General features: G+C 31.9%; 21 protein-coding genes. 13 read left to right on the top strand and 8 right to left on the bottom strand.

Going from position 1 to position 20,184, the window contains the following annotated elements:
* The first annotated feature begins 1 nt into the window (after position 1).
* The gene (locus AC8IG9_RS04875) at positions 2-913 is read left to right on the top strand and encodes a glycosyltransferase family 9 protein (protein ID WP_507425683.1); all 912 of its coding nucleotides are present in this window, start codon (positions 2-4) and stop codon (positions 911-913) included.
* Here AC8IG9_RS04875 and AC8IG9_RS04870 read toward each other — a convergent pair.
* Both AC8IG9_RS04870 and AC8IG9_RS04865 read right to left on the bottom strand, forming a co-directional pair.
* Complete coding sequence (locus tag AC8IG9_RS04870; protein ID WP_507425682.1) at positions 903-2,000, bottom strand: glycosyltransferase family 4 protein; 1,098 nt, start codon at positions 1,998-2,000, stop codon at positions 903-905. The genes AC8IG9_RS04875 and AC8IG9_RS04870 overlap by 11 nt on opposite strands.
* Positions 2,001-2,558 (bottom strand): thioredoxin family protein, encoded by a 558-nt coding sequence (locus tag AC8IG9_RS04865; RefSeq protein ID WP_507425681.1) that lies wholly within the window; start codon positions 2,556-2,558, stop codon positions 2,001-2,003.
* A gap of 41 nt (positions 2,559-2,599) precedes the next feature.
* Here AC8IG9_RS04865 and AC8IG9_RS04860 point away from each other — a divergent pair, with 41 nt between their 5' ends.
* A complete protein-coding gene (locus tag AC8IG9_RS04860; RefSeq protein WP_507425680.1) occupies positions 2,600-3,118 on the top strand; it encodes a gamma carbonic anhydrase family protein in 519 nt (172 codons plus the stop codon).
* Here the strand turns inward: AC8IG9_RS04860 and AC8IG9_RS04855 are convergent.
* Both AC8IG9_RS04855 and AC8IG9_RS04850 read right to left on the bottom strand, forming a co-directional pair.
* Positions 3,115-3,723, bottom strand: a complete 609-nt coding sequence (locus AC8IG9_RS04855) for a pyridoxamine 5'-phosphate oxidase family protein (protein WP_507425679.1) — start codon at positions 3,721-3,723, stop codon at positions 3,115-3,117. The genes AC8IG9_RS04860 and AC8IG9_RS04855 overlap by 4 nt on opposite strands.
* A 5-nt stretch (positions 3,724-3,728) precedes the next feature.
* A complete protein-coding gene (locus tag AC8IG9_RS04850; RefSeq protein WP_507425678.1) occupies positions 3,729-4,598 on the bottom strand; it encodes an NAD(P)-dependent oxidoreductase in 870 nt (289 codons plus the stop codon).
* 110 nt (positions 4,599-4,708) lie between these two features.
* Between AC8IG9_RS04850 and rpoZ the strand changes: the two genes are divergently transcribed.
* Positions 4,709-5,173 (top strand): DNA-directed RNA polymerase subunit omega, encoded by a 465-nt coding sequence (gene rpoZ / locus AC8IG9_RS04845; protein WP_507425677.1) that lies wholly within the window; start codon positions 4,709-4,711, stop codon positions 5,171-5,173.
* On the opposite strand, the gene AC8IG9_RS04840 is transcribed toward rpoZ, so the two are convergent.
* Positions 5,174-6,334: a CaiB/BaiF CoA transferase family protein gene (locus AC8IG9_RS04840; protein WP_507425676.1), complete on the bottom strand. Its 1,161-nt coding sequence runs from the start codon at positions 6,332-6,334 to the stop codon at positions 5,174-5,176. It abuts the gene before it with no gap.
* Positions 6,335-6,406: 72 nt separating this feature from the next.
* On the opposite strand from AC8IG9_RS04840, the gene dctP reads away from it, so the two are divergent.
* From dctP to AC8IG9_RS04800, 8 genes are read left to right on the top strand one after another with little or no spacing between them, the layout of a single operon-like run.
* On the top strand, positions 6,407-7,405 hold the full coding sequence (gene dctP, locus AC8IG9_RS04835; protein ID WP_507425675.1) for a TRAP transporter substrate-binding protein DctP: 999 nt from the start codon (positions 6,407-6,409) through the stop codon (positions 7,403-7,405).
* 51 nt (positions 7,406-7,456) lie between these two features.
* Complete coding sequence (locus AC8IG9_RS04830) at positions 7,457-7,957, top strand: TRAP transporter small permease subunit (RefSeq protein ID WP_507425674.1); 501 nt, start codon at positions 7,457-7,459, stop codon at positions 7,955-7,957.
* Between the two features lies 1 nt (position 7,958).
* Positions 7,959-9,272, top strand: a complete 1,314-nt coding sequence (locus AC8IG9_RS04825; protein WP_507425673.1) for a TRAP transporter large permease — start codon at positions 7,959-7,961, stop codon at positions 9,270-9,272.
* A gap of 9 nt (positions 9,273-9,281) precedes the next feature.
* Entirely contained in the window at positions 9,282-10,595 is a 1,314-nt protein-coding gene (locus AC8IG9_RS04820) for a malonyl-CoA decarboxylase domain-containing protein (protein WP_507425672.1), read from the top strand.
* Positions 10,582-11,577, top strand: a complete 996-nt coding sequence (gene dusA, locus AC8IG9_RS04815) for a tRNA dihydrouridine(20/20a) synthase DusA (RefSeq protein ID WP_507425671.1) — start codon at positions 10,582-10,584, stop codon at positions 11,575-11,577. The genes AC8IG9_RS04820 and dusA overlap by 14 nt, the downstream gene beginning before the upstream one ends.
* 39 nt (positions 11,578-11,616) lie before the next feature.
* Positions 11,617-11,763 carry a hypothetical protein gene (locus tag AC8IG9_RS04810; protein ID WP_507425670.1) on the top strand — a complete coding sequence of 49 codons (147 nt, stop codon included), beginning with the start codon at positions 11,617-11,619 and terminating at the stop codon, positions 11,761-11,763.
* A 39-nt stretch (positions 11,764-11,802) separates the two neighbouring features.
* Positions 11,803-12,978: a pyridoxal-phosphate-dependent aminotransferase family protein gene (locus AC8IG9_RS04805; RefSeq protein WP_507425669.1), complete on the top strand. Its 1,176-nt coding sequence runs from the start codon at positions 11,803-11,805 to the stop codon at positions 12,976-12,978.
* Positions 12,979-13,030: 52 nt separating this feature from the next.
* Complete coding sequence (locus AC8IG9_RS04800; RefSeq protein ID WP_507425906.1) at positions 13,031-13,516, top strand: hypothetical protein; 486 nt, start codon at positions 13,031-13,033, stop codon at positions 13,514-13,516.
* On the opposite strand, the gene AC8IG9_RS04795 is transcribed toward AC8IG9_RS04800, so the two are convergent.
* Positions 13,513-14,967: a phosphomannomutase/phosphoglucomutase gene (locus AC8IG9_RS04795; protein WP_507425668.1), complete on the bottom strand. Its 1,455-nt coding sequence runs from the start codon at positions 14,965-14,967 to the stop codon at positions 13,513-13,515. The two genes, AC8IG9_RS04800 and AC8IG9_RS04795, sit on opposite strands and share 4 nt — an antisense overlap.
* Positions 14,968-15,141: 174 nt before the next feature.
* Here AC8IG9_RS04795 and AC8IG9_RS04790 point away from each other — a divergent pair, with 174 nt between their 5' ends.
* Complete coding sequence (locus AC8IG9_RS04790; RefSeq protein ID WP_507425667.1) at positions 15,142-17,082, top strand: ribonucleoside-diphosphate reductase subunit alpha; 1,941 nt, start codon at positions 15,142-15,144, stop codon at positions 17,080-17,082.
* A complete protein-coding gene (locus AC8IG9_RS04785) occupies positions 17,073-18,101 on the top strand; it encodes a ribonucleotide-diphosphate reductase subunit beta (protein WP_507425666.1) in 1,029 nt (342 codons plus the stop codon). The genes AC8IG9_RS04790 and AC8IG9_RS04785 overlap by 10 nt, the downstream gene beginning before the upstream one ends.
* Positions 18,102-18,108: 7 nt before the next feature.
* Here AC8IG9_RS04785 and AC8IG9_RS04780 read toward each other — a convergent pair whose 3' ends face one another.
* Positions 18,109-19,236, bottom strand: a complete 1,128-nt coding sequence (locus AC8IG9_RS04780; RefSeq protein WP_507425665.1) for a bifunctional 2-methylcitrate synthase/citrate synthase — start codon at positions 19,234-19,236, stop codon at positions 18,109-18,111.
* Complete coding sequence (prpB, locus tag AC8IG9_RS04775; RefSeq protein WP_507425664.1) at positions 19,236-20,141, bottom strand: methylisocitrate lyase; 906 nt, start codon at positions 20,139-20,141, stop codon at positions 19,236-19,238. The genes AC8IG9_RS04780 and prpB overlap by 1 nt, the downstream gene beginning before the upstream one ends.
* Positions 20,142-20,184: the final 43 nt, after the last annotated feature.

The following is a 20,184-nucleotide window of genomic DNA, read 5'->3' as shown; positions in this document are numbered from 1 at the left end:
TATGTCAAATATTTTGATAATAAAACTTGGCTCTCTAGGAGACGTTGTTCAGATTTCCGGTGCTTTAAGGGATATAAGAGAACATCATCAAAATGATAAAATAACAATTTTAACTACATCAAAATATTTAAACTTATTTCAAAATTGTCCTTATGTTGATGATTGCATAGAAGACAAAAGGTTACCCAGATACAATTTTTTTTATCTCTTCAATTTACGAAAAAAAATAAACGATGTTAATTTTGAAAAAGTTTATGATTTACAAAATTCTAATAGAACAAATTTTTATAAAAATTTTCTTTTTAATATAAAAAACTGGTCAACTTCAAAAGATGTTCCCGAAAATCAATACAATAACTCAGTCTTGCAAAGATTTGATGATCAATTAAGAAAGTCCAATATTAAAACAAAGTACACTTTAGCACCAGATTTTAACTGGGCGATAGAACATAGCAATAATTATAATTTAGATAGTAATAAGAAATATATTTTATTTTTTCCTTTTTGTTCTAAAGATTTAATTCATAAGCGCTGGCCTCATTTTGCAGAGCTCATAAACTTGATAAAAGAAAATCATGCGGATTTTGAACTAGTCGTTGCACCGGGACCAGATGAAATAAAAGAAGCTAAAGAATTAAATATAAAAATTGCATTAGATAACGAAAGATCATTAAATTTTTTTCAACTCGCGTCTTTGATTAAAAAATCTCATTTTGTCATAGCAAATGATACGGGGCCAGCTCATATGGCAGCACACCTTGGCGTTAAAGGCATTGTTATTTTTGGAGCTCATACCACACCTAAAAAAGTTTCGATTGAAAGAGAAAAATTTTTGGCTTTGCAAACAGATGATTTAAAATCTCTTATGGCAGATAAAGTTTATGCTTTAATTAAAAGCTCAATTATAAGTTAAGTAAATTTGAATATTTTTTAATTATTTCTTTCCAATAAAATTTTTTAGAAAATTCTTCTGCGTTTTTTCCAAGTTCCAAATACCTTTTATTTTGAATAATTGTTTTTAAAGCTTCATAAATTTCAGCATGATCGCCTCCATTGCATAAAATTCCAGTTTTATTATTTTGTACAGCATCAGGAGCGCCACCATCTTTTCCTGCTATAGAAGGCACTCCATAACTCGCTGCCTCAATATAACTGATGCCAAAACCCTCAACAGAGGTTCCTTCAATTCTTGAAGGCATTAAAAAAATATTTGAGTTTTTAAGTAGTGCGTTTTTTAATTCAGAACTTATATTTTTTTTAAAAACTATATTATTTTCTAAACCGAGTGATTTAGTCGTTTTTTTAAGATTTTCTTCTTCGTCACCACTGCCAATAATTACGTATTTAAAATTAGGGTAAATAGACTGAAGATTCTTTAACGCCAATAAAGAAAAGTCGATGCCTTTTCTTTTGTCAAATCTTGAGATGGTAATAATTTTGATTTCCGAATTATTAAATATTTCTTTAGCCTCACTATCTGTTTTAGTGCCAATTAATTGAGGCTCGTTAATTCCTGGGTTGATCACTTGTATTTTTTGCTCATCGTAGCCTTTTTCTAATGCTAAATTTTTAGTAAATTGTGAATTTGCAATAATAGATTTGGCTTTTTTTAGCGCAGCAATTGATCTTTTATTTAAAGCGCTTCCTATTGAATGATTAATCTCTTTTCCGTGTATTAAACAAAAAATTGGGACTTGGTTAAATATAGTATCAGTTATTAACTCAATGCTTTTCCAATGATCTGCAACTATAGCTTTTACGGGTTCTTTGTTTAAAATTTCTTTTAGAAGATTAAATTTTCTATATTTTTTTAAAATTTTAAATCCGCCTATTCTTTTAGTTTCAAAATAATTATTTTTGTCATAATTTTCATCACCAGAAAATGAATCTGCTAAAACCTTAACAGGATGAAGTTTATGTAAATGAATTGTAAGACCCCCCATCAAACTTTGCATCCCACCTAGTTCAGGAGGATAGTTTCTAGTTGTTACAATTATCATTTAATTTTTTTTCCATTTAATATTACAGCCCATGCTCGGATATTGATTTATTGGCCCTTTTGATGTTTTTGATATTAATTCCATAGCAACTAGCAATTCACTTTCGTTTTCAAGAGCAGGTTTTAGATTATTAAGTTTTCTAACTCTACCTCGATATTGTAATTCATTATTTTTATTATAACCAAAAAAATCAGGAGTACAGACAGCCCCGTAGTTACGAGCCACTTCTTGATTGTCATCATAAAGATATGGAAATTTAAAACTATTTATTTTTGAAAATTCTTTCATATTTTCAAAACTGTCCTCAGGATATTCTTTTGTATCATTAGACATTATTGCAACTGAATTGATGTCAATATCTGATAGTTTATTAGTAATTTTTACTATTTCTTTAATCACGGCCTTTACATAAGGACAGTGATTGCAAATAAACATAATTAAAGTTCCATTAATTCCTTTGATATCTTTTAGGGAAATTAAGGTTTCTTCTGTTGATTTTAATTTAAACTCTTTAATTTTTTCTCCAAAATTACATATTGGTGTTTCTGTTAAAGACATAATTTTATTTTACTATTTGGAATATTTGTTATGAATATAACATGATCTTCGAACTAGGTAATAAAAAATTAGTATCCGAAGGAAAACATTGGGTAGCATCAACAGCGAATGTGATTGGGGATGTAGTTTTAAAAAAAGATTCTAGCGTTTGGTTTAATGCAGTGATTAGAGGAGATATCGAAAATATTACTGTAGGCGAGGGCAGCAATGTTCAGGACAATTGCGTTTTGCATACCGACAATGGCTTTCCATTAAAAATTGGTAAAATGGTTACAGTTGGCCATCTTGTTATGCTGCATGGATGCACAATTATGGACAATAGCTTAATTGGAATAGGTTCAACAATTCTAAATGGTAGTGTGATTGGAAATAACTGCATTATTGGAGCTAACAGTTTGATTACTGAGGGAAAAATTATACCAGATAATTCTTTAGTAATGGGTAGTCCTGGAAAAGTAGTCAGGCAAGTTACCGAAGAAGAAAAAAAAGTAATTACTGAAAATGCCCAACATTATATAGACGGCTGGAAGAGATACATAACTGATTTTAAAAAAGTTTAAGGGACTAACCAAATACTTTTATTTTCATCTAACATAAATTTAGCTCGTCTATGTCCTTGCGAAGCTAGATAAAGCCATTCAAAGCTTTTTATTTTACTTTCAATAACGCAAAAGTTTTTATAACCCAATTCACTTTGTTCAAGAGTTGGAAGGGATCCGCCCATTTCTTTTGATAAATCAGAAGCTGATTCATTAATTAAATCGCCAGGCGCTTGAGGAGATAAATAACATTTTCTACTCATCATTTGTGTATTCTTCCATGCTTGTTTTGTAATCTCATTATCTTTATGAATAGTTGCTATGCCTTCAGCTCGAATCTGAATTTTTCTTTTTTTGCTATAAAAAACAAAATAAATTTTATTATTTTTTTTTAACGAAACAATTTTGGGAGATCTATGGTCGGTGTGAAATCTTAATATATTTTTATCTTTAAAAGCTCCTCTTAATACAACAATCCTACCATCAGCTCCTGTTTCAGAATTAATAATTACAATAGGAAGTCTGAAATCTTCATCGCGCTCACTAACTCCTTTTTCTAAAAAAGACCATATCTGATCAAGAATTACTTCAATATTATTATAATAGTCTGGGATATCTTTAATCACTTAACTTATTTTTTCTTAAGTCGAGTAATTAGACTTGAGGTATCAAATCTGTTTCCACCTTTTTTTTGAATCTCAGAATAATACTCATCTATAATTTTAGTAGTTGGAAGCTCGGATCCATTATTTTTTGCTTCTTCAAGAGTAATGCCAAGATCTTTTCTCATCCAGTCAACTGCAAAACCAAAATCAAATTTATTTTCGATCATAGTTTTATATCTATTTTCCATTTGCCAAGACTGTGCAGCTCCTTTTGAAATAACTTCAATAACGTCTTCCATATTTAAACCTGCATTTTGACCAAAACGAATAGCTTCAGACAAACCCTGTACAACACCAGCGATACAAATTTGATTAACCATTTTAGCAAGCTGCCCACTTCCAGCAGGACCTAGTAATTTCATTTTTTTGCTATAGCATTTGATTATATCTTGAGCTTTTTCAAAGTCTTTATTTTCTCCACCAATCATTACTGTTAGTTGACCATTTTCAGCACCCGCTTGACCACCAGAAACGGGAGCGTCTAAAAAACCAAAACTTTTTTCTTTTGCAGCTTTAAATAATTCTCTTGCGATTTTTGCAGAGGCAGTTGTGTTGTCAATAAATACAGACCCTTTTTTAATTGAATGAAATGCGCCTTCAGATCCTAGGGTTACTTCTTTCAAATCATTATCATTACCAACACAACAAAATACAAAATCAGAATCTTTACTTGCTTCTTTTGGAGTTTTTGCAAATTTTCCACCGAACTCTTTAGACCATTTTTCTGCTTTAGCAGTAGTTCTGTTATAAACGGTAACGGCATGACCTGCCTTTGCTATATGACGTGCCATTGGATAACCCATTACACCAAGACCTAAAAAAGTAACTTTAGCCATTTATGCTCCTATTAATCGTTTGTTAAATTAATCACTTAATATATTGCAGATAAATCTTTATAAAAACTTGATTTATTTAAGCTTTAAGAATAAAACGGTCAATTCAAATTATGGCACGAGTAACTGTTGAAGACTGTTTACAGCAAGTAGATAACCAATACGATTTAGTCATTTTGGCTAAAGAGCGTATTCTACAATTGGGCGTGGGCGATGCTCCACAAGTTCCAGTGGATAATGACAAACGAACAGTTTTAGCTCTAAGAGAGATTGCAGAAAAAAAAGTTTCAGTAAAAGATTTAGAAGAGTCAACAATCGACCGTATGAGGGATCATCCGGACGATGCTGTGGCTCAAGAAGATTTCGATAGCCCAGACGGAGATTCTTTTGAAGATATTTATCAAGGTGAAGTTTCAAAATCAGGTCAGGCCATTCTTCCTTCAAAAAGATCTAGAAAAATTCCAGAACCAAAAGTTGGATCTGAAGGTGTGGCTATTGAAGCGGATGATGACGATCTTGATGATGATATCGCTTTAGAAGCGGCTCCTGAAAAAGAAACTTCAGAAGACAAAGCTTAATTAAATTTTAATTTTAAAATCTTTTAAAATCTTTTTTCTGTGTTGGTCTAGATCAGGAATTTCACCTCGAGTACTCGGATCTTTATAATTAGACATTTTAATTGGGTTTCCAGCCATTTTAAATTTTCCAATTTTTTTATGCGTTGAACTTACAATCATATTTCTAGATTTAATTTGAGGATTTTCTACAGCTTGTTTAATATTATAAATAGGTCCACATGGTATGCTCATTTTAGTAAAGAGCTTAATCCAATGATTAGTATTATTTTTAATTAAATACTTTTCTAAAATTAATTTTAGATCATTGGCATTAGCATTTCTTAATTTATTATTTACAAATCTTTTATCTTTAGCGTATTCTTTGCATCCCAATGAGTTACAAAGATTTTCAAATAACTTATCATTACCTGCTGCAATAATTACAAAACTATCTTTTGTTTTATAAGCCTCAAAAGGAGTTATAGAGGGGTGACGTGATCCCATAGGTTTAGGAACTTCACCATTGCTAAAATATCTTGCGATTGCATTTTCTAAAATTGCAATCTGACAATCAAGCATAGACACATCAATTTTTGTACCCTTGCCAGTTTTTTCTCTGTCAAATAAAGCGGCATTAATTCCAATTGCTGTAAAAAGTCCTGCAGTAATATCTCCGATCGAAGTTCCAACTCTAGTAGGCTTTCCATCAGGCTGACCAGTTACACTCATAAGACCACCCATTCCTTGAACAACCATGTCGTATGCAGGTAAAGTTTTTAAAGGACCAGTTTGCCCAAATCCAGAAGCTGAGGCGTAAATTAGTTTTGGATATTTTTTCTTTAATACTTCCCAAGAGTAGCCCCATTTATCTAATGTTCCTGGTCTAAAATTTTCAACTAGCACATCAGATTTTGCTAATATTTTTTCAAATATTTTTTTATCGTCTTTATTTTTTAGATTTAAAGCAATACTTTCTTTGCCTCTGTTAAGAGACATAAAATAAGCGGAATAATCTTTAATGAATGGACCAAAACTTCTACTGTCATCTCCAGTTTCAGGTGATTCTACTTTTATAATTCGAGCTCCAAGATCCGATAAGACCATAGTGCAATAAGGACCAACTAAAACCCTTGTCAAATCTAATACAACTATACCTTTTAAGGGTCCTAAATTATTTTTCATCCACACAATATTACATTGACAAAGAACAACATTCAAATCAGAATAATATCTTAATAAATTTAAGGGGAGATCATGAAAATTAAAGCACACTTAACAGCGCTTGTTAGTATTTTTTTAATACTATCAGGAGTAAATTCATATTCAGCAGACATAGTTTTAAAAGCATCGCATCAGTTTCCAGGTAAAGGAGATTCTAGAAATGAAATGCTTGAGATTTTGTCATCAGAAGTAGCAAAGGCAAAAGTTGGTGTTGATGTTAGAATTTTTCCAAGCGCATCACTATATAAAAGTTCAGAGCAGTACAAACCACTAACTGAAGGTCAACTAGATATGACTCTTCTGCCATTAGATTATGCGTCAGGATTCAAACCTGAGTATGGAGCAACTTTAATGCCTGGTTTGGTAAAAAACCACTCTCACGCAGCTCGTATGAATGTTTCTCCTTTTATGAAAGATATTAAAAATATTTTAAAACAAGAAGGGGTAATTGTTTTGGCTGATGCATGGTTTGCAGGTGGATTTGCATCTAAAACAAAATGTATAACAAGCCCTGAATCTGCAAAAGGACAAGTGACTAGAGCAGGGGGAAGTATGTTTGAAGAAATGTTAAAAGGAGCAGGCGCTTCTATCGCTTCAATGCCTAGCAATGAAATCTATCAAGGTTTACAAAGTGGAGTTTTAAACGGAGTTAACACTAGCTCAGAAAGTTTTGTTACATTTAAACTTTACGAACAAGTTAAATGTATGACACCTCCAGGAAAATTTGCACTTTGGTTTATGTATCAACCAATTCTTATGTCTGAAAAATCATTTAATAAATTAAATGAGAAGCAAAAAGAAGCTTTATTAGCTGCAGGAAAAAAAGCAGAACAATATATGGCTAAAGAAGCTGCAAATTTAGACACTAAAATGGAAAAAATATTTAAAGAAAAAGGTGTTCAAATTGCTTACATGACTGAGGCTGACTATAAAGCTTGGTTAGTAATAGCAAAAACAACTTCATATAAAAAATTTGCAGAGAAAGTTAAAGACGGCGATAAATTAATCGCTAAAGCTTTAGCTGTTAAATAATTTTAAATTTGATTGGTGGGTTTAAAGCCCACCAATTTTATTAGGGTTGGTATGATTAATTTTATAAAGTTTGCGCATAATTTATCGAGGCTTTCCGGAGTAACTGCTACGTTATTAGTAATAGCAGCTGTTTTTGTAACGACCGAAATGGTTATTGTCAGGTATTTCTTAAATATGTCGACTACTTGGCAAACAGAATTTGTTATTTTTTCTTTAGCTGCGGCAACTTTTGTAGGCAGCCCTTACGTTCTTTTAAAAAAGAAGCATGTGAGCATTGATATTGTTACTCACTATATGAGTAAAAAAAATCAAAAATTAATGTCTTATCTAGCGTCTTTTTTTTCACTTATTTTTTTAATTATATTTTTATATACAAGCATTGAACTTTTTATTCATGCCTGGGAAAAAAATCTTAAAACTCCAACCATTTGGAATTTTCCTTTATGGAAAGTTTATATATTTTTACCGATAGGAGCTTTTTTATTAATTATTCAATCTATAGCAGATATTTTTTGTACAATGATTGACTACAATAACCCTAAGGGAAATTAATATGACACCTTTAGTACTTTCTCTTTATATCATTGGCGCTACATTTTTAATTTTAGCGACGGGCATTCCAATAGCATTTGGACTTGCGCTTGTATCAACTCTTTTCTTTGTTGGTATCGAAGGTATTGGAAGATTACCTCTTGTGGCGGAACAGCTTTTTAATGGCTTACAAGATTTTGGAATAGTTACTATTCCAATGTTTTTATTAATGGGGATTGCAATCGCAGCTTCACCCGCAGGAAAAGATTTATATTTAGCACTTGATCGTTGGTTAAATAGAGTTCCTGGGGGATTAGTTTTGTCTAACCTTGGAGCTTGCGCAATATTTGCAGCATTGTGTGGATCGTCACCTGCAACATGTGCGGCCATTGGAAAAATGGGAATTCCTGAAATGAGAAAAAGAGGTTATTCAGATGAGCTTGCAACCGGAACAATCGCAGCTGGAGGAACTCTTGGTATATTAATACCTCCTAGCATCACAATGATTATTTACGGAATATCTACCGGAACTTCGATCGGCAGACTTTTTATAGCAGGAATAATGCCTGGTATTATGCTTACAGCTTTATTTATGTTCTGGGCTTATATTTATGTAAGATTCAGTCAAGGCAGAGGAAAAGAAAAAGTTGCTGTAACCCAATACACTTGGAAAGAAAGATTTGAAATTCTTCCAAAAATTTTACCTTTTGTATTTCTTGTTATTGGAGTTCTATACGTTTTATATGGAGGTTTTGCTACGCCTAATGAAGCATCGGCTGTAGGTGCATTATTTGCGATGGGGTTAGTTGCAGTAGTTTATAAGATGTATAACACTAAATATTTCTGGGAAATTTTTTCTGAAACGATGGTTGAAAGTGTAATGCTGCTTTTAATTATAGCGGCATCTTTCTTATTCGCGTTCGTACTTTCTAATTTATATATCACTCAATCTATTGCTAAAGAATTAGTCGCCATTTCTTCTAACAAATGGCTGTTAATGTTTTATATCAATTTATTCCTAATAGTTGCTGGCTTCTTCTTGCCACCTGTTGCAAGTATTTTAATGACAGCTCCAATTCTTTATCCAATTATTGTGGCTGCAGGATTTGACCCTATTTGGTTTGGTGTAGTTGTAACTATTAATATGGAGATTGGTTTAATCCATCCACCCGTTGGACTTAATATATTTGTTATTCAAGGAATAGCTCCCGATGTTGCTTTGAGTAAAATTCTGTGGGGTTGTTTGCCGTATGCATTATTAATGATACTGCAAATAGTGATACTTTGCGCATTCCCTCAAATTGCCACTTGGTTACCTTCTTTAGTTATGGGATAATACAGCAATATGCTGGGTTTAAAAAAATTCCTCACCCTTGTTGCTGACAAAGGAAAAATATTCTTTGGTAATTTATTTACTAGAAAAAAAGATACAGCAACTCATTTAACTGAGTTATGTGAACAGCTAATATCAGAAGATGGAGTTGTTTCAGGCATAACTATTGCAAGAGAGTTTTGGCACCTTTACGAAAAATCAAATTTAGAAGAAAAAGAAAAATTTTTTTTAGAAGCTAATAAAAAATTTAAACCAGATTATTCGATCATTAATAGAGCCTGCAGAGATTTTATTGATAATAGCAATCCAACAACTTTAGAAAATTTAAATCAACTTGTTGAAGGAAGAAGACAGGAATTGATAAGAAGATTAAATTTAGCTCCTAACGGAACTCAGTCTCTTGTTAGCATGAGAGAAGACTTGATATATTTTTTAACAAAGCATCAAGTATTAAAAGATTTTGATAAAGACTTTAGGCATTTATTTAGATCTTGGTTTAATCCTGGTTTTTTAAAATTAACTCGTATTAAAAAAGAAACTGATCCTGATATCTTGCAAAAAATAATTAAGAACGAACGTGTTCACGAGATTAAAAGTATAGAAGCGCTTTATAGAAGATTAGAAAATGACAGATTATTTTACGCATACTTCCATCCTATTCTTGATAAAGAACCTTTAATATTTGTTCAAGTTGCTTTTACGAAAGGTGTTGGGACATCAATTCAAACAATTACTGAAGGGGGTGTTAACAATGCTGACGATTATGATGCTGTAACTTTTTATTCAATCAGCAACTCTAATAAAGGATTACAAGGAATTACCTTAGGAAATTTTTTAATTAAAAGAGTTGTTTTTGAAATTCAGCAAGAGTTCCCAAAAGTTAAAAATTTTTACACATTGTCGCCAATACCTGGATTTGCAAATTGGTTTAGCAAACAGCCAGAAGATAAAATTAAAAAAATATTAAAAAATGATGATTATAAACAACTAATGTTTTTAAAAGAACAGGACGATATTAACTTCAATCAATATAAAATTGAACAAAACAAACAAGCTCTTAAAAAAATAGCTTATTACTATTTAGTGGAAGAAAAAATTAACAATAAACCAATTAATGGAGTTGCTTATTTTCATTTAAATAATGGCGCTTCCATCTACGACATTGTTGTTAACGGCAATTTATCTATAAATGGATTTAAGGAATCATTTGGTGTTATGGTTAATTATTATTATGAGCTTGGAAAAATAGTTCAAAATCACGAAGAATTTGTTAAGAAAAATAAAATCTCAATAATGGAGAATTTAATTAAAAATGTCCAAAGTTAATAGAAAAGTAAGCGTGGCACCTATGATGGATTGCACTGATAGACACGACCGTTACTTTTTAAGATTAATAAGCAAGAATGTTATGCTTTATTCTGAAATGATCTCAACAGGAGCAATTCTTAAAGGTAAACAAAGAAATGTTTTAGAATTTAGTGAATTAGAAAAACCGGTTGCTCTTCAGTTAGGAGGCTCCTCTGTTAAAGAGTTATCAGAAGCTTCAAAAATTGCAGAAGATTATAATTATGATGAGGTTAATTTGAATCTAGGCTGTCCTAGTAAAAAAGTTCAAAAAAATAAATTTGGCGCATGCTTAATTAAAGAACCAGATTTAGTGATGGAGTGTTTAAATGGTATGGTTAATTCAACCAAACTTCCAGTAACCGTTAAAACAAGAATAGGTTTTGATGATGTAGAAGATTTTGAATATTTAGATAAGTTTGTTAAAAAAATTGCAAGCACAGGAGTTAAAACAATAATTTTGCATGCAAGAAAAGCAATTCTTAAAGGATTAAGCCCAAGAGATAATTTAAGAATTCCAAAATTAAATTATGGAATTGTAAAACAAATTAAAGACAACAATCCTAATTTAGAAATCATTATTAACGGTGGAATTACAGAAACTAATCAAATTAAAGAACATTTAAAAAATGTAGATGGGGTAATGATCGGAAGAGCTATTTATCATTCACCTTATTTTTTGGCAGATATTGAAAGAGAGATATTTAATAATGAAAATATTCCAACAAGAGAAGAGGTTGTAAAACAAACAGTTGAATATTGTCTTGCTGAAGTAAAAAAAGGGACGCGTGTTAATCAAGTGATGCGTCATACTGTAGGTTTGTTTCATGGTATTCAAGGGGCTAATTATTGGAAGAGGTATTTAAGTAATAATATGTTAGTTAGAGATGCAGATATCAAAAAAGTTGATCATATATTGGATTTAGTTAAGGATAACTTTAATGCGGCAAAATCTAGCAATTAATATATTTGACAGATTTGAGAAAAATATTACTATAATCTTATGTGGATAGTATTAGCAGTTGTAGTGGGTTTAGCAGTAGGTGTTGCTGAAAAAGATAATATCGGTAAGTTCTTTGATTCTGGTATTAAAACAATTAAAGAAACGTCAGAAACTGCTATTCAAAAAGCAAAAGATATCACTAAATAATCAAGTAATTATTTTTTTTAAAATGATTATATAATTAATATGCCCAAATCAAATTCATTCAGACCCGGGAAACACTTTTTACAAGTTCCAGGTCCTACAAATATTCCAGATCGAGTATTGCGAGCAATTAGTTATCCAACAATCGATCATCGTGGCGCAGATTTTGCCGAAATTTCAAAAAGAATTTTGGATAGAATTAGAGGAATTTTTAAAACAAAGCATCCTGTAATTATTTTTCCGGGGTCTGGAACAGGAGCTTGGGAAGCAGCCATTGTAAATACTTTAAATCCCAAAGACAAAGTATTGATGTTTGAAACTGGACAATTTTCCTATTTATGGTCAGAACAAGCAAAGAAACTTTCTTTAGATGTAGAATTTGTACCAGGTGATTGGCGTAGTGGAGTTGACGCTAAAATAGTTGAAAAAAAATTAAGCGAAGACAAGAGTCATAAAATAAAAGCTGTTTTTGCTTTGCATAACGAAACTTCAACTGGTGTTACTAGTAATATTGCTAATATTAGAAAAGCAATGGACAGCGCTAAACATCCAGCACTTTTAATGGTTGATACTATTTCATCTTTAGGTTCAATTGATTATCGTCATGACGAATGGAAAGTAGACGTGACTGTTTGCGGATCTCAAAAAGGATTATTATTGCCTCCAGGCCTGTCTTTTAATGCTATAAGCGAAAAAGCATTAGAAGCATATTCAAAATCAACAATGCTAAAATCATACTGGGATTGGAATCCTATCTTAGAAAATAACAAAGACGGTTTTTTTCCTTACACTCCATCAGTAAATTTATTTTTTGGGCTTGAGGAAGCGATCAACATGTTAACAGAAGAAGGTTTAGAAAATGTATTTAAACGTCACACAAGATTAGCCGAGGCTACGAGAACAGCAGTTAAAGCTTGGGGACTTGAGATTTTAGCTAGAAATCCAGAGGAATATTCAAATTCTGTGACCGCAATATTGCTTCCACAAGGTTACGATTCTGACAACTTAAGAAAAATTATATTTGATGAATACAATATGTCTTTAGGCATGGGGTTAAATAAAATTAAAGGAAAAGTATTTAGGATCGGTCATTTAGGAGATCTCAATGATCTTATGTTATCTGGGACCTTAGCTGGAGTTGAGCTTGGACTTAGAAAAGCAAAAATTCCACACAAAGCAGGCGGTCTTATGGCTGCAATAGATTATCTTTCTAAGTAAATTCTTAAAAATCAAATAGTTTATTTTTTTAACAAATAGGCTTAAACATTTTATAATGTTTTTTAAAAGATTATTTTCTCGTAGTAATTTAGAATTAAAAATTAACGACGGTGGTAGAGCGGCCGCAGGGTACAAAGGTCAGGCGGGGGATTGTGTTGTTAGATCTATCGCGATTGCAACTAGAATGCCGTATCAAATGGTTTATGACGATTTATTTAAAGCCAACCATGAATTCAGAAATACTTCAAAGACCAAACTTGCAAGAAGTCTAAAGGAAAGACACGACAGTCCAAGATCTGGAACTCATAGAGTTGTATTGAAAAAATATTTAGAAAAACTAGGATGGAAGTGGACTCCAACTATGTTTGTGGGACAAGGCTGTAAAGTTCATTTAAAGAAAGAAGAACTTCCTATGGGCACATTAATAGTTTCATGTTCTAAACATTTAACAGTAGTTATTAATGGAGTTCTTCACGATGTTTTTGATTGTTCTAGAAATGGAACTCGTTGCGTTTATGGTTATTGGACTAAAGACTAAATTTTTTGGTCGTATTCTCCAACTTTTCCAGTTTTTTGAAGAGTTTTATCAATAAAATCAAAGATGTTTTTGGTGTCTTTATTAGATTTTAAAGTCTCAACCACCACAACTAAAGAAGGCTTATTAGAGGATGCTCTAATTAGTCCCCATGAGTTATCTTCAAGAACAAATCTAACACCATTAATAGTGATTATTTCTTTAATTAATTGATCGTTAATTTTAGTTTTATTTTCTTTAAATTCTTTAAATTGTTTAGTGATTAGATCAACAATTTGATATTTCTCTTCATCTTTACAGAAGGGTGCCATAGTAGGAGTTTGATATGTCATAGGAAGAGCATCTATAATCTCAGACATTTTTTTATTCTCATTATTTATTAAATGACATACTTGAATTGCAGACATTATTCCGTCATCAAATCCAAATCCGATTGGCTGATTAAAAAAGAAGTGACCACTTTTTTCAAAACCAGCAATTGATTTAGTTTCTTTTACTTTTCTTTTAATGTGAGAGTGTCCTGTTTTCCAAAATATAACTTCGCAGTTGTTTTTTTTTAAAACTTCATCGTCTGAGTAAAGACAAGTTGATTTAACATCAATAATAAATTTTTCCCCTTTATGTGCATTTGAAATATTTCTTGCAATTAACAATCCTATTTTATCTGAAAATATTTCACGTCCTTTGTTATCAATAACTCCAACTCTATCTCCGTCTCCATCAAAGCCAAAACCAATATCAGCTTTATTTTTTACAACAGCCTCACTAATAGCATGAAGCATTTTCATGTCTTCTGGATTAGGATTATATTTAGGGAATGTATAATCAAGATTACAATCTAATTCTATGACATCACAACCAATACTTCTTAAAATTTGAGGAGCAAAAACTCCAGCCGTGCCATTACCACAGGCAACAACTGCTTTAATTTTCTTATTTATTTTATTATTAGAGATTAAATAATTGCTATAGATATCTTTAAAGTTATTAATTTTTTTTAAACTTCCTTCATTTTTAATAAAATTTTTACTGAATACTATTTCCTTAAGTTCAGACATTTCTGTTGGTGTGTGAGTAAGACCTTTCTCAATACCCATTTTAATTCCAGTCCACCCATTTTCATTATGACTCGCAGTTACCATTGCGATAGCATCTGCATTAAGTTCAAACTGAGCAAAATAAACCATAGGAGTTAAACTCAATCCTAAATCTTCAACATTACATCCGCTTTCCATCAATCCTTCGATTAATGCTCCTTTAACTTCTTCGCTGTAAGATCTGTAGTCGTGACCAACAATTACTCTTGGATTTTTTTTTGTGTGCCTGCTAATTTGAGTTCCAAGGGCAAGACCTATGGTTTTGATTCCTTCAAGACTAATATCTTTTGGATACAACCATCTCGCGTCGTATTCCCTAAAACCATTTTTGTTTATGTTAATATCTTTAGAATTCATTAAAAAAATTAATTGTTATTTTTTAATGGTTTATCAAAAATAAATTTTTTTAATTGACTTTTTTGTAATGTTCTAATAATGTTCTATTGTGATGTACTTATTAATAGTATATTCATGTTTTTGTAACACAACATATAGTTGTTTTACCATAAAAATCTAATAAAACATAGAGTTATGCAAGATAACTTGGCTTTGGCCATAAAAAAGATCGTTTTGGACAAAGGAATAGACATTCCGACATCAACTCCAAAATCTAACGTTCAGGATCTAAAAAAACCAGATCTTTTTTCTCTAACAAAAGAAACAGAGTTATTTCAAAATGAAAAAGGGATTACAATTAAAATTGATAGATCAAAAGATTCAAAATTAACAAATTTCGGTAAAGCAACTTTAGATGATCGTTACTTAGCAGATGGAGAATCTTACCAAGATTTGTTTGCTCGTGTTGCGGCAAACTATGCTGACAACAATTTACATGCTCAAAGAATTTATAATTATATCAGCAACCTTTGGTTCATGCCTGCAACTCCGGTATTGTCAAACGCAGGAACGGACAGAGGTTTGCCAATATCTTGTTTTTTAAATGAAGCAAATGACAGCTTAGACGGTATTTTAGATCTTTGGTCCGAAAACGTTTGGCTGGCAGCAAGAGGAGGTGGAATAGGAAGTTATTGGGGTAATCTTAGATCTATTGGAGAAAAAATTGGAAGAGTTGGAAAGACTTCTGGAATTATTCCATTTATTAAAGTTATGGACTCATTAACCTTGGCAATTAGTCAAGGATCTCTAAGAAGAGGATCTGCTGCTTGTTATTTGCAAATTGATCACCCTGAAATTGAAGAGTTTATAGAAATGAGAAGACCAACTGGTGGAGATCCAAATAGAAAAGCATTAAATCTTCATCACGGAGTTTTGGTTACAGATGCTTTTATGCGAGCAGTTGAACTTGATGAACAGTGGGCATTAAAAAGTCCATATGATGGAGCGGTTCAAGCAACGATCTCTGCGAGAAATTTATGGATCAGATTATTAACTGCAAGAGTTGAAACAGGTGAGCCTTATATTATTTTCATAGACACGGTAAATAGAATGATACCACAACATCATAAACTTGCTGGTCTTACAGTTAAAACTTCAAATTTATGTTCAGAGATTACTTTACCAACTGGAATTGATAAACATGGAAAAGACAGAACAGCAGTTTGTTGTTTATCTTCATTAAATTTAGAAACTTACGAAGAATGGAAAAATGATAAAAATTTCTTAGAAGATGTTATGAGATTTTTAGATAATATTTTAAGCGAATTTATCCAAAAAGCTCCAGATTCTTTTAAAGATGCAAAATATTCTGCGCACCGCGAAAGAAGCGTTGGTCTTGGTGTGATGGGTTTTCATTCTTTCTTGCAAAAAAATATGATTCCTTTCGAATCTGTAATGGCAAAAGTTTGGAACACAAAAATATTTAAATATATTGATCAAGAAGTTAATAAAGCATCAAAAAAATTAGCAGAAGAAAGAGGAGCTTGTCCAGACGCGGCAGAGTACGGAATCATGGAAAGATTTTCTAATAAAACAGCTATAGCGCCAACCGCCTCTATTTCAATCATCTGTGGCGGATCATCTCCTGGAATTGAGCCTATCGCTGGAAACAGTTACACACATAAAACTTTGTCAGGTTCTTTCAACGTAAGAAATAAATTTTTAGAGGATCTTTTAAATAAATATGAAAAAAATAATGCTGATGTTTGGTCTTCGATTACAACAAATCAAGGCTCAGTTCAGCATCTAGATTTTTTAACCCAAGAAGAGAAAGATGTCTTTAAGACGGCATTCGAGCTAGATCAAAGATGGTTAATCGATCTTTCGGCGGACAGAACTCCTTATATATCGCAAGCGCAATCATTGAATGTATTTATCCCTGCAGACGTGCATAAGAGAGATCTTCATCAAATTCATTTTCAAGCGTGGAAGAAAGGACTTAAGAGTCTTTACTACTGTAGATCGAAATCTATACAGAGGGCAGAGGTTGTGAGTAAGAGTTTTGTTGCAATTCCCGCAGAAAAAAAACAAACTACAGAAACAAAAGATTATGAGGAGTGCTTGTCATGTCAGTAGCGGCAATTAAAATACCAGAAAAAATAATAGATAAAAATTATTCTGAAACACATGGTCTTTTAAAAGATAATCCTGTTTATAAACCTTTTCGTTATCCGTGGTGCTATGATGCGTGGTTAACTCAACAAAGAATTCACTGGTTACCAGAAGAGGTTCCTCTATCAGAAGATATAAGAGACTGGCAAAAAAAGTTAACTCAAGGTGAAAAAAATTTACTTACTCAAATATTTAGATTTTTTACTCAGGCTGATGTTGAGGTTAATAACTGCTACTTAAGACATTACACAAATGTTTTTAAACCAACTGAAGTTTTAATGATGATGACTGCGTTTTCGTCAATGGAAACAGTTCACATCGCAGCTTACTCTCATTTGCTAGATACAATAGGCATGCCAGATTCTGAATACTCTGCATTCTTAAAGTATAAAGAAATGAAAGATAAATATGATTACATGAAAAATTTTAACACAAGTAATAAAAGAGAAATCGCCAAAACAGTTGCGGTGTTTAGCGCTTTTACAGAGGGTCTTCAGTTGTTTGCAAGTTTTGCGATTTTATTAAATTTTCCAAGATTTAATAAAATGAAAGGCATGGGTCAAATAGTTACCTGGTCCGTAAGAGATGAAACTCTTCATTGCAACTCTATGATCAAAATTTTTAATACTTTCTGCGATGAAAATCCCGGCTTGTTAGACGAGAGTTTGCAAAAAGAAATTTATGATGCCTGCAGAACAATAGTTCATCATGAAGATGCATTTATTGATCTTGCTTTTGAGATGGGAAATATCGAAGGTCTAACTGCGGAGCAAGTTAAAACTTATATTAGGTGGATTGCAAACCGAAGATTATCGCAATTACGTTTAAAAGAAATTTACGAAGTTAAAGAAAACCCATTAACTTGGTTAGACGATATGTTAAACGGTGTTGAACATATGAATTTCTTTGAAGGTAGAGCAACAGAATATTCCAAAGCTTCCACTAAAGGCTCATGGGTTGAAGCCTTTGAGTTTACGAAATAATTAAGAATTACCTTATATCTATCGGTTGAACGTTCCGGTGATCAGATCCTACATATTTTGAAAGCGGTCTTATTAGTCTGTTATCTTTTAGTTGCTCGATAATGTGAGCTGACCATCCTGTAATTCTTGCTATTACGAATATTGGAGTAAAAAAATCGACATCAAAACCCATTAAGTAATAAGTGGGACCAGACGGAAAATCTAAATTAGGAAATATATTTTTTTCTTTAATCATTGTTTGCTCTAATATTTTAGAAATTTTTGGAAATTTTTCATTCTTATAAAACTCTGCAGTTTTATAATAATATTTTGTCATTGTGGGCACTCTAGAGTCTCCATTTTTATAAACACGATGACCAAAACCTATTATCAAATCCTTATTCTCAATTTTATTTAAAATGTACTTTTCTGCGTTTTCGGGTTCTTTAATATCGAAGAACATTTTCATTACCACTTCGTTTGCTCCGCCATGCAATGGTCCTTTTAAGGCGCTGATTCCTCCTACAATTGCACTATGAATATCTGCAAGAGTGCTTGTAATAACCCTTGATGTAAAAGTTGAAGCGTTAAAACTATGTTCGGCGTAAAGAATTAAAGACACATCAAATGCTTTAACAACATCTTTGCTTGGAACTTTTCCAAAGCACATATGAAAAAAGTTTTCACTAAAACTTAAATCTTTCTTTGGATCTATTATATCCAATCCTTTTCTTGTTCTAAAATTTGCAGCTACAGCCGTTGGAGTTTTTGCAAAAATTCTTATAAATTTTTTATAATCAGATTCAGTGGTATTTATTCCTGTCTCAGGATCTTCCAGACCTAAATGACTAACGGAAGTTCTTGTAGTGTCCATTGGATGGGAATTTTTTGGGTAGTTTTGAATAATCTTTTTTAAATTAGAACTGATTTCTCTGTTATTTCTTTCTTCTTCTTGAAATTTAGACAGTTGAAATTTATTAGGTAGCTCTCCATTTAATAATAAGTAAGCGACTTCTTCAAATACACACACTTCAGCAAGATCTTGAACCGCATAACCTCTGTATGTTAAGGAATTTATATCAGGCATAACTTCTGAAACCTTAGTCTCGTCAGCTATGACGCCAACCAACCCTTTTTTGATATCGCCTTCAGTCATTATTCGTGACCTTTTTTGGAAAAATTGAATATAGAACTGTCAAATTGACTATATTTTTCATAGTCAACTAACTCATATAATCTTTTTCTTGTCTGCATTTTATCAATAACATTATTTTGATGACCTTCTTTAAAGATTTGTTTTAGGCCATCTTCTACATTTTTTAGAGCCAATCTCTGAGTTGTCACAGGATAGATGACTAAGTTATAACCAAGATCGTTAAGTTCTTTAACAGATAATAGCTTTGATTTTCCGAACTCTGTCATGTTTGCAAGTAAATATGCTTTGGTTATTTTTCTTACTTTTTCAAATTCTTTTTCATCTTTTAAAGCTTCAGGAAAAATCATATCTGCTCCAGCGTCGACATAAGCTTTTATTCTTGAAATTGTTTTTTCTATTCCCTCAACTGCATTAGCATCAGTTCTTGCTATAATTAAAAAATTTTTATCTTTTCTAGCTTTTACAGCTGATTTAATTTTTTTAACCATTTCATTAGTGCTAACAATTTCCTTATTATCTAGGTGACCGCATCTTTTAGGATTAATTTGATCTTCAATATGACATCCTGAAATTCCAAAATTTTCAAAAGTTTCAATTGTTCTTGCACAATTCATGGGCTCGCCAAAACCCGTATCCGCATCAACAATAGACGGTAAATTAGTAACACGAGCAATTTGTTCAGCTCGGTAAGAAACCTCAGTTAATGTTGTAAGACCAATATCAGGCATGCCAAGGTCATTAGCCATTACAGCTCCAGAAATATAAACGCCTTCATATCCAATTTCTTCTATTAGTTTTGCAACGATCGGACTATAGGCCCCTGGAAAACGAATAAGCTTTCCTGTTTTTAATTTTTTATTTAATTGAGCTCTTTTCTCAGCTGGAGTGTTCTTTACAAAGTACATAATAAACTTTTTATTTATTTTAAATATTAAATCACAAATATCA

Source organism: Candidatus Allofontibacter sp., assembly GCF_040404065.1.
Taxonomy (GTDB): domain Bacteria; phylum Pseudomonadota; class Alphaproteobacteria; order Pelagibacterales; family Pelagibacteraceae; genus Fontibacterium.
This window is presented reverse-complemented; position numbering and strand designations above follow the sequence as displayed.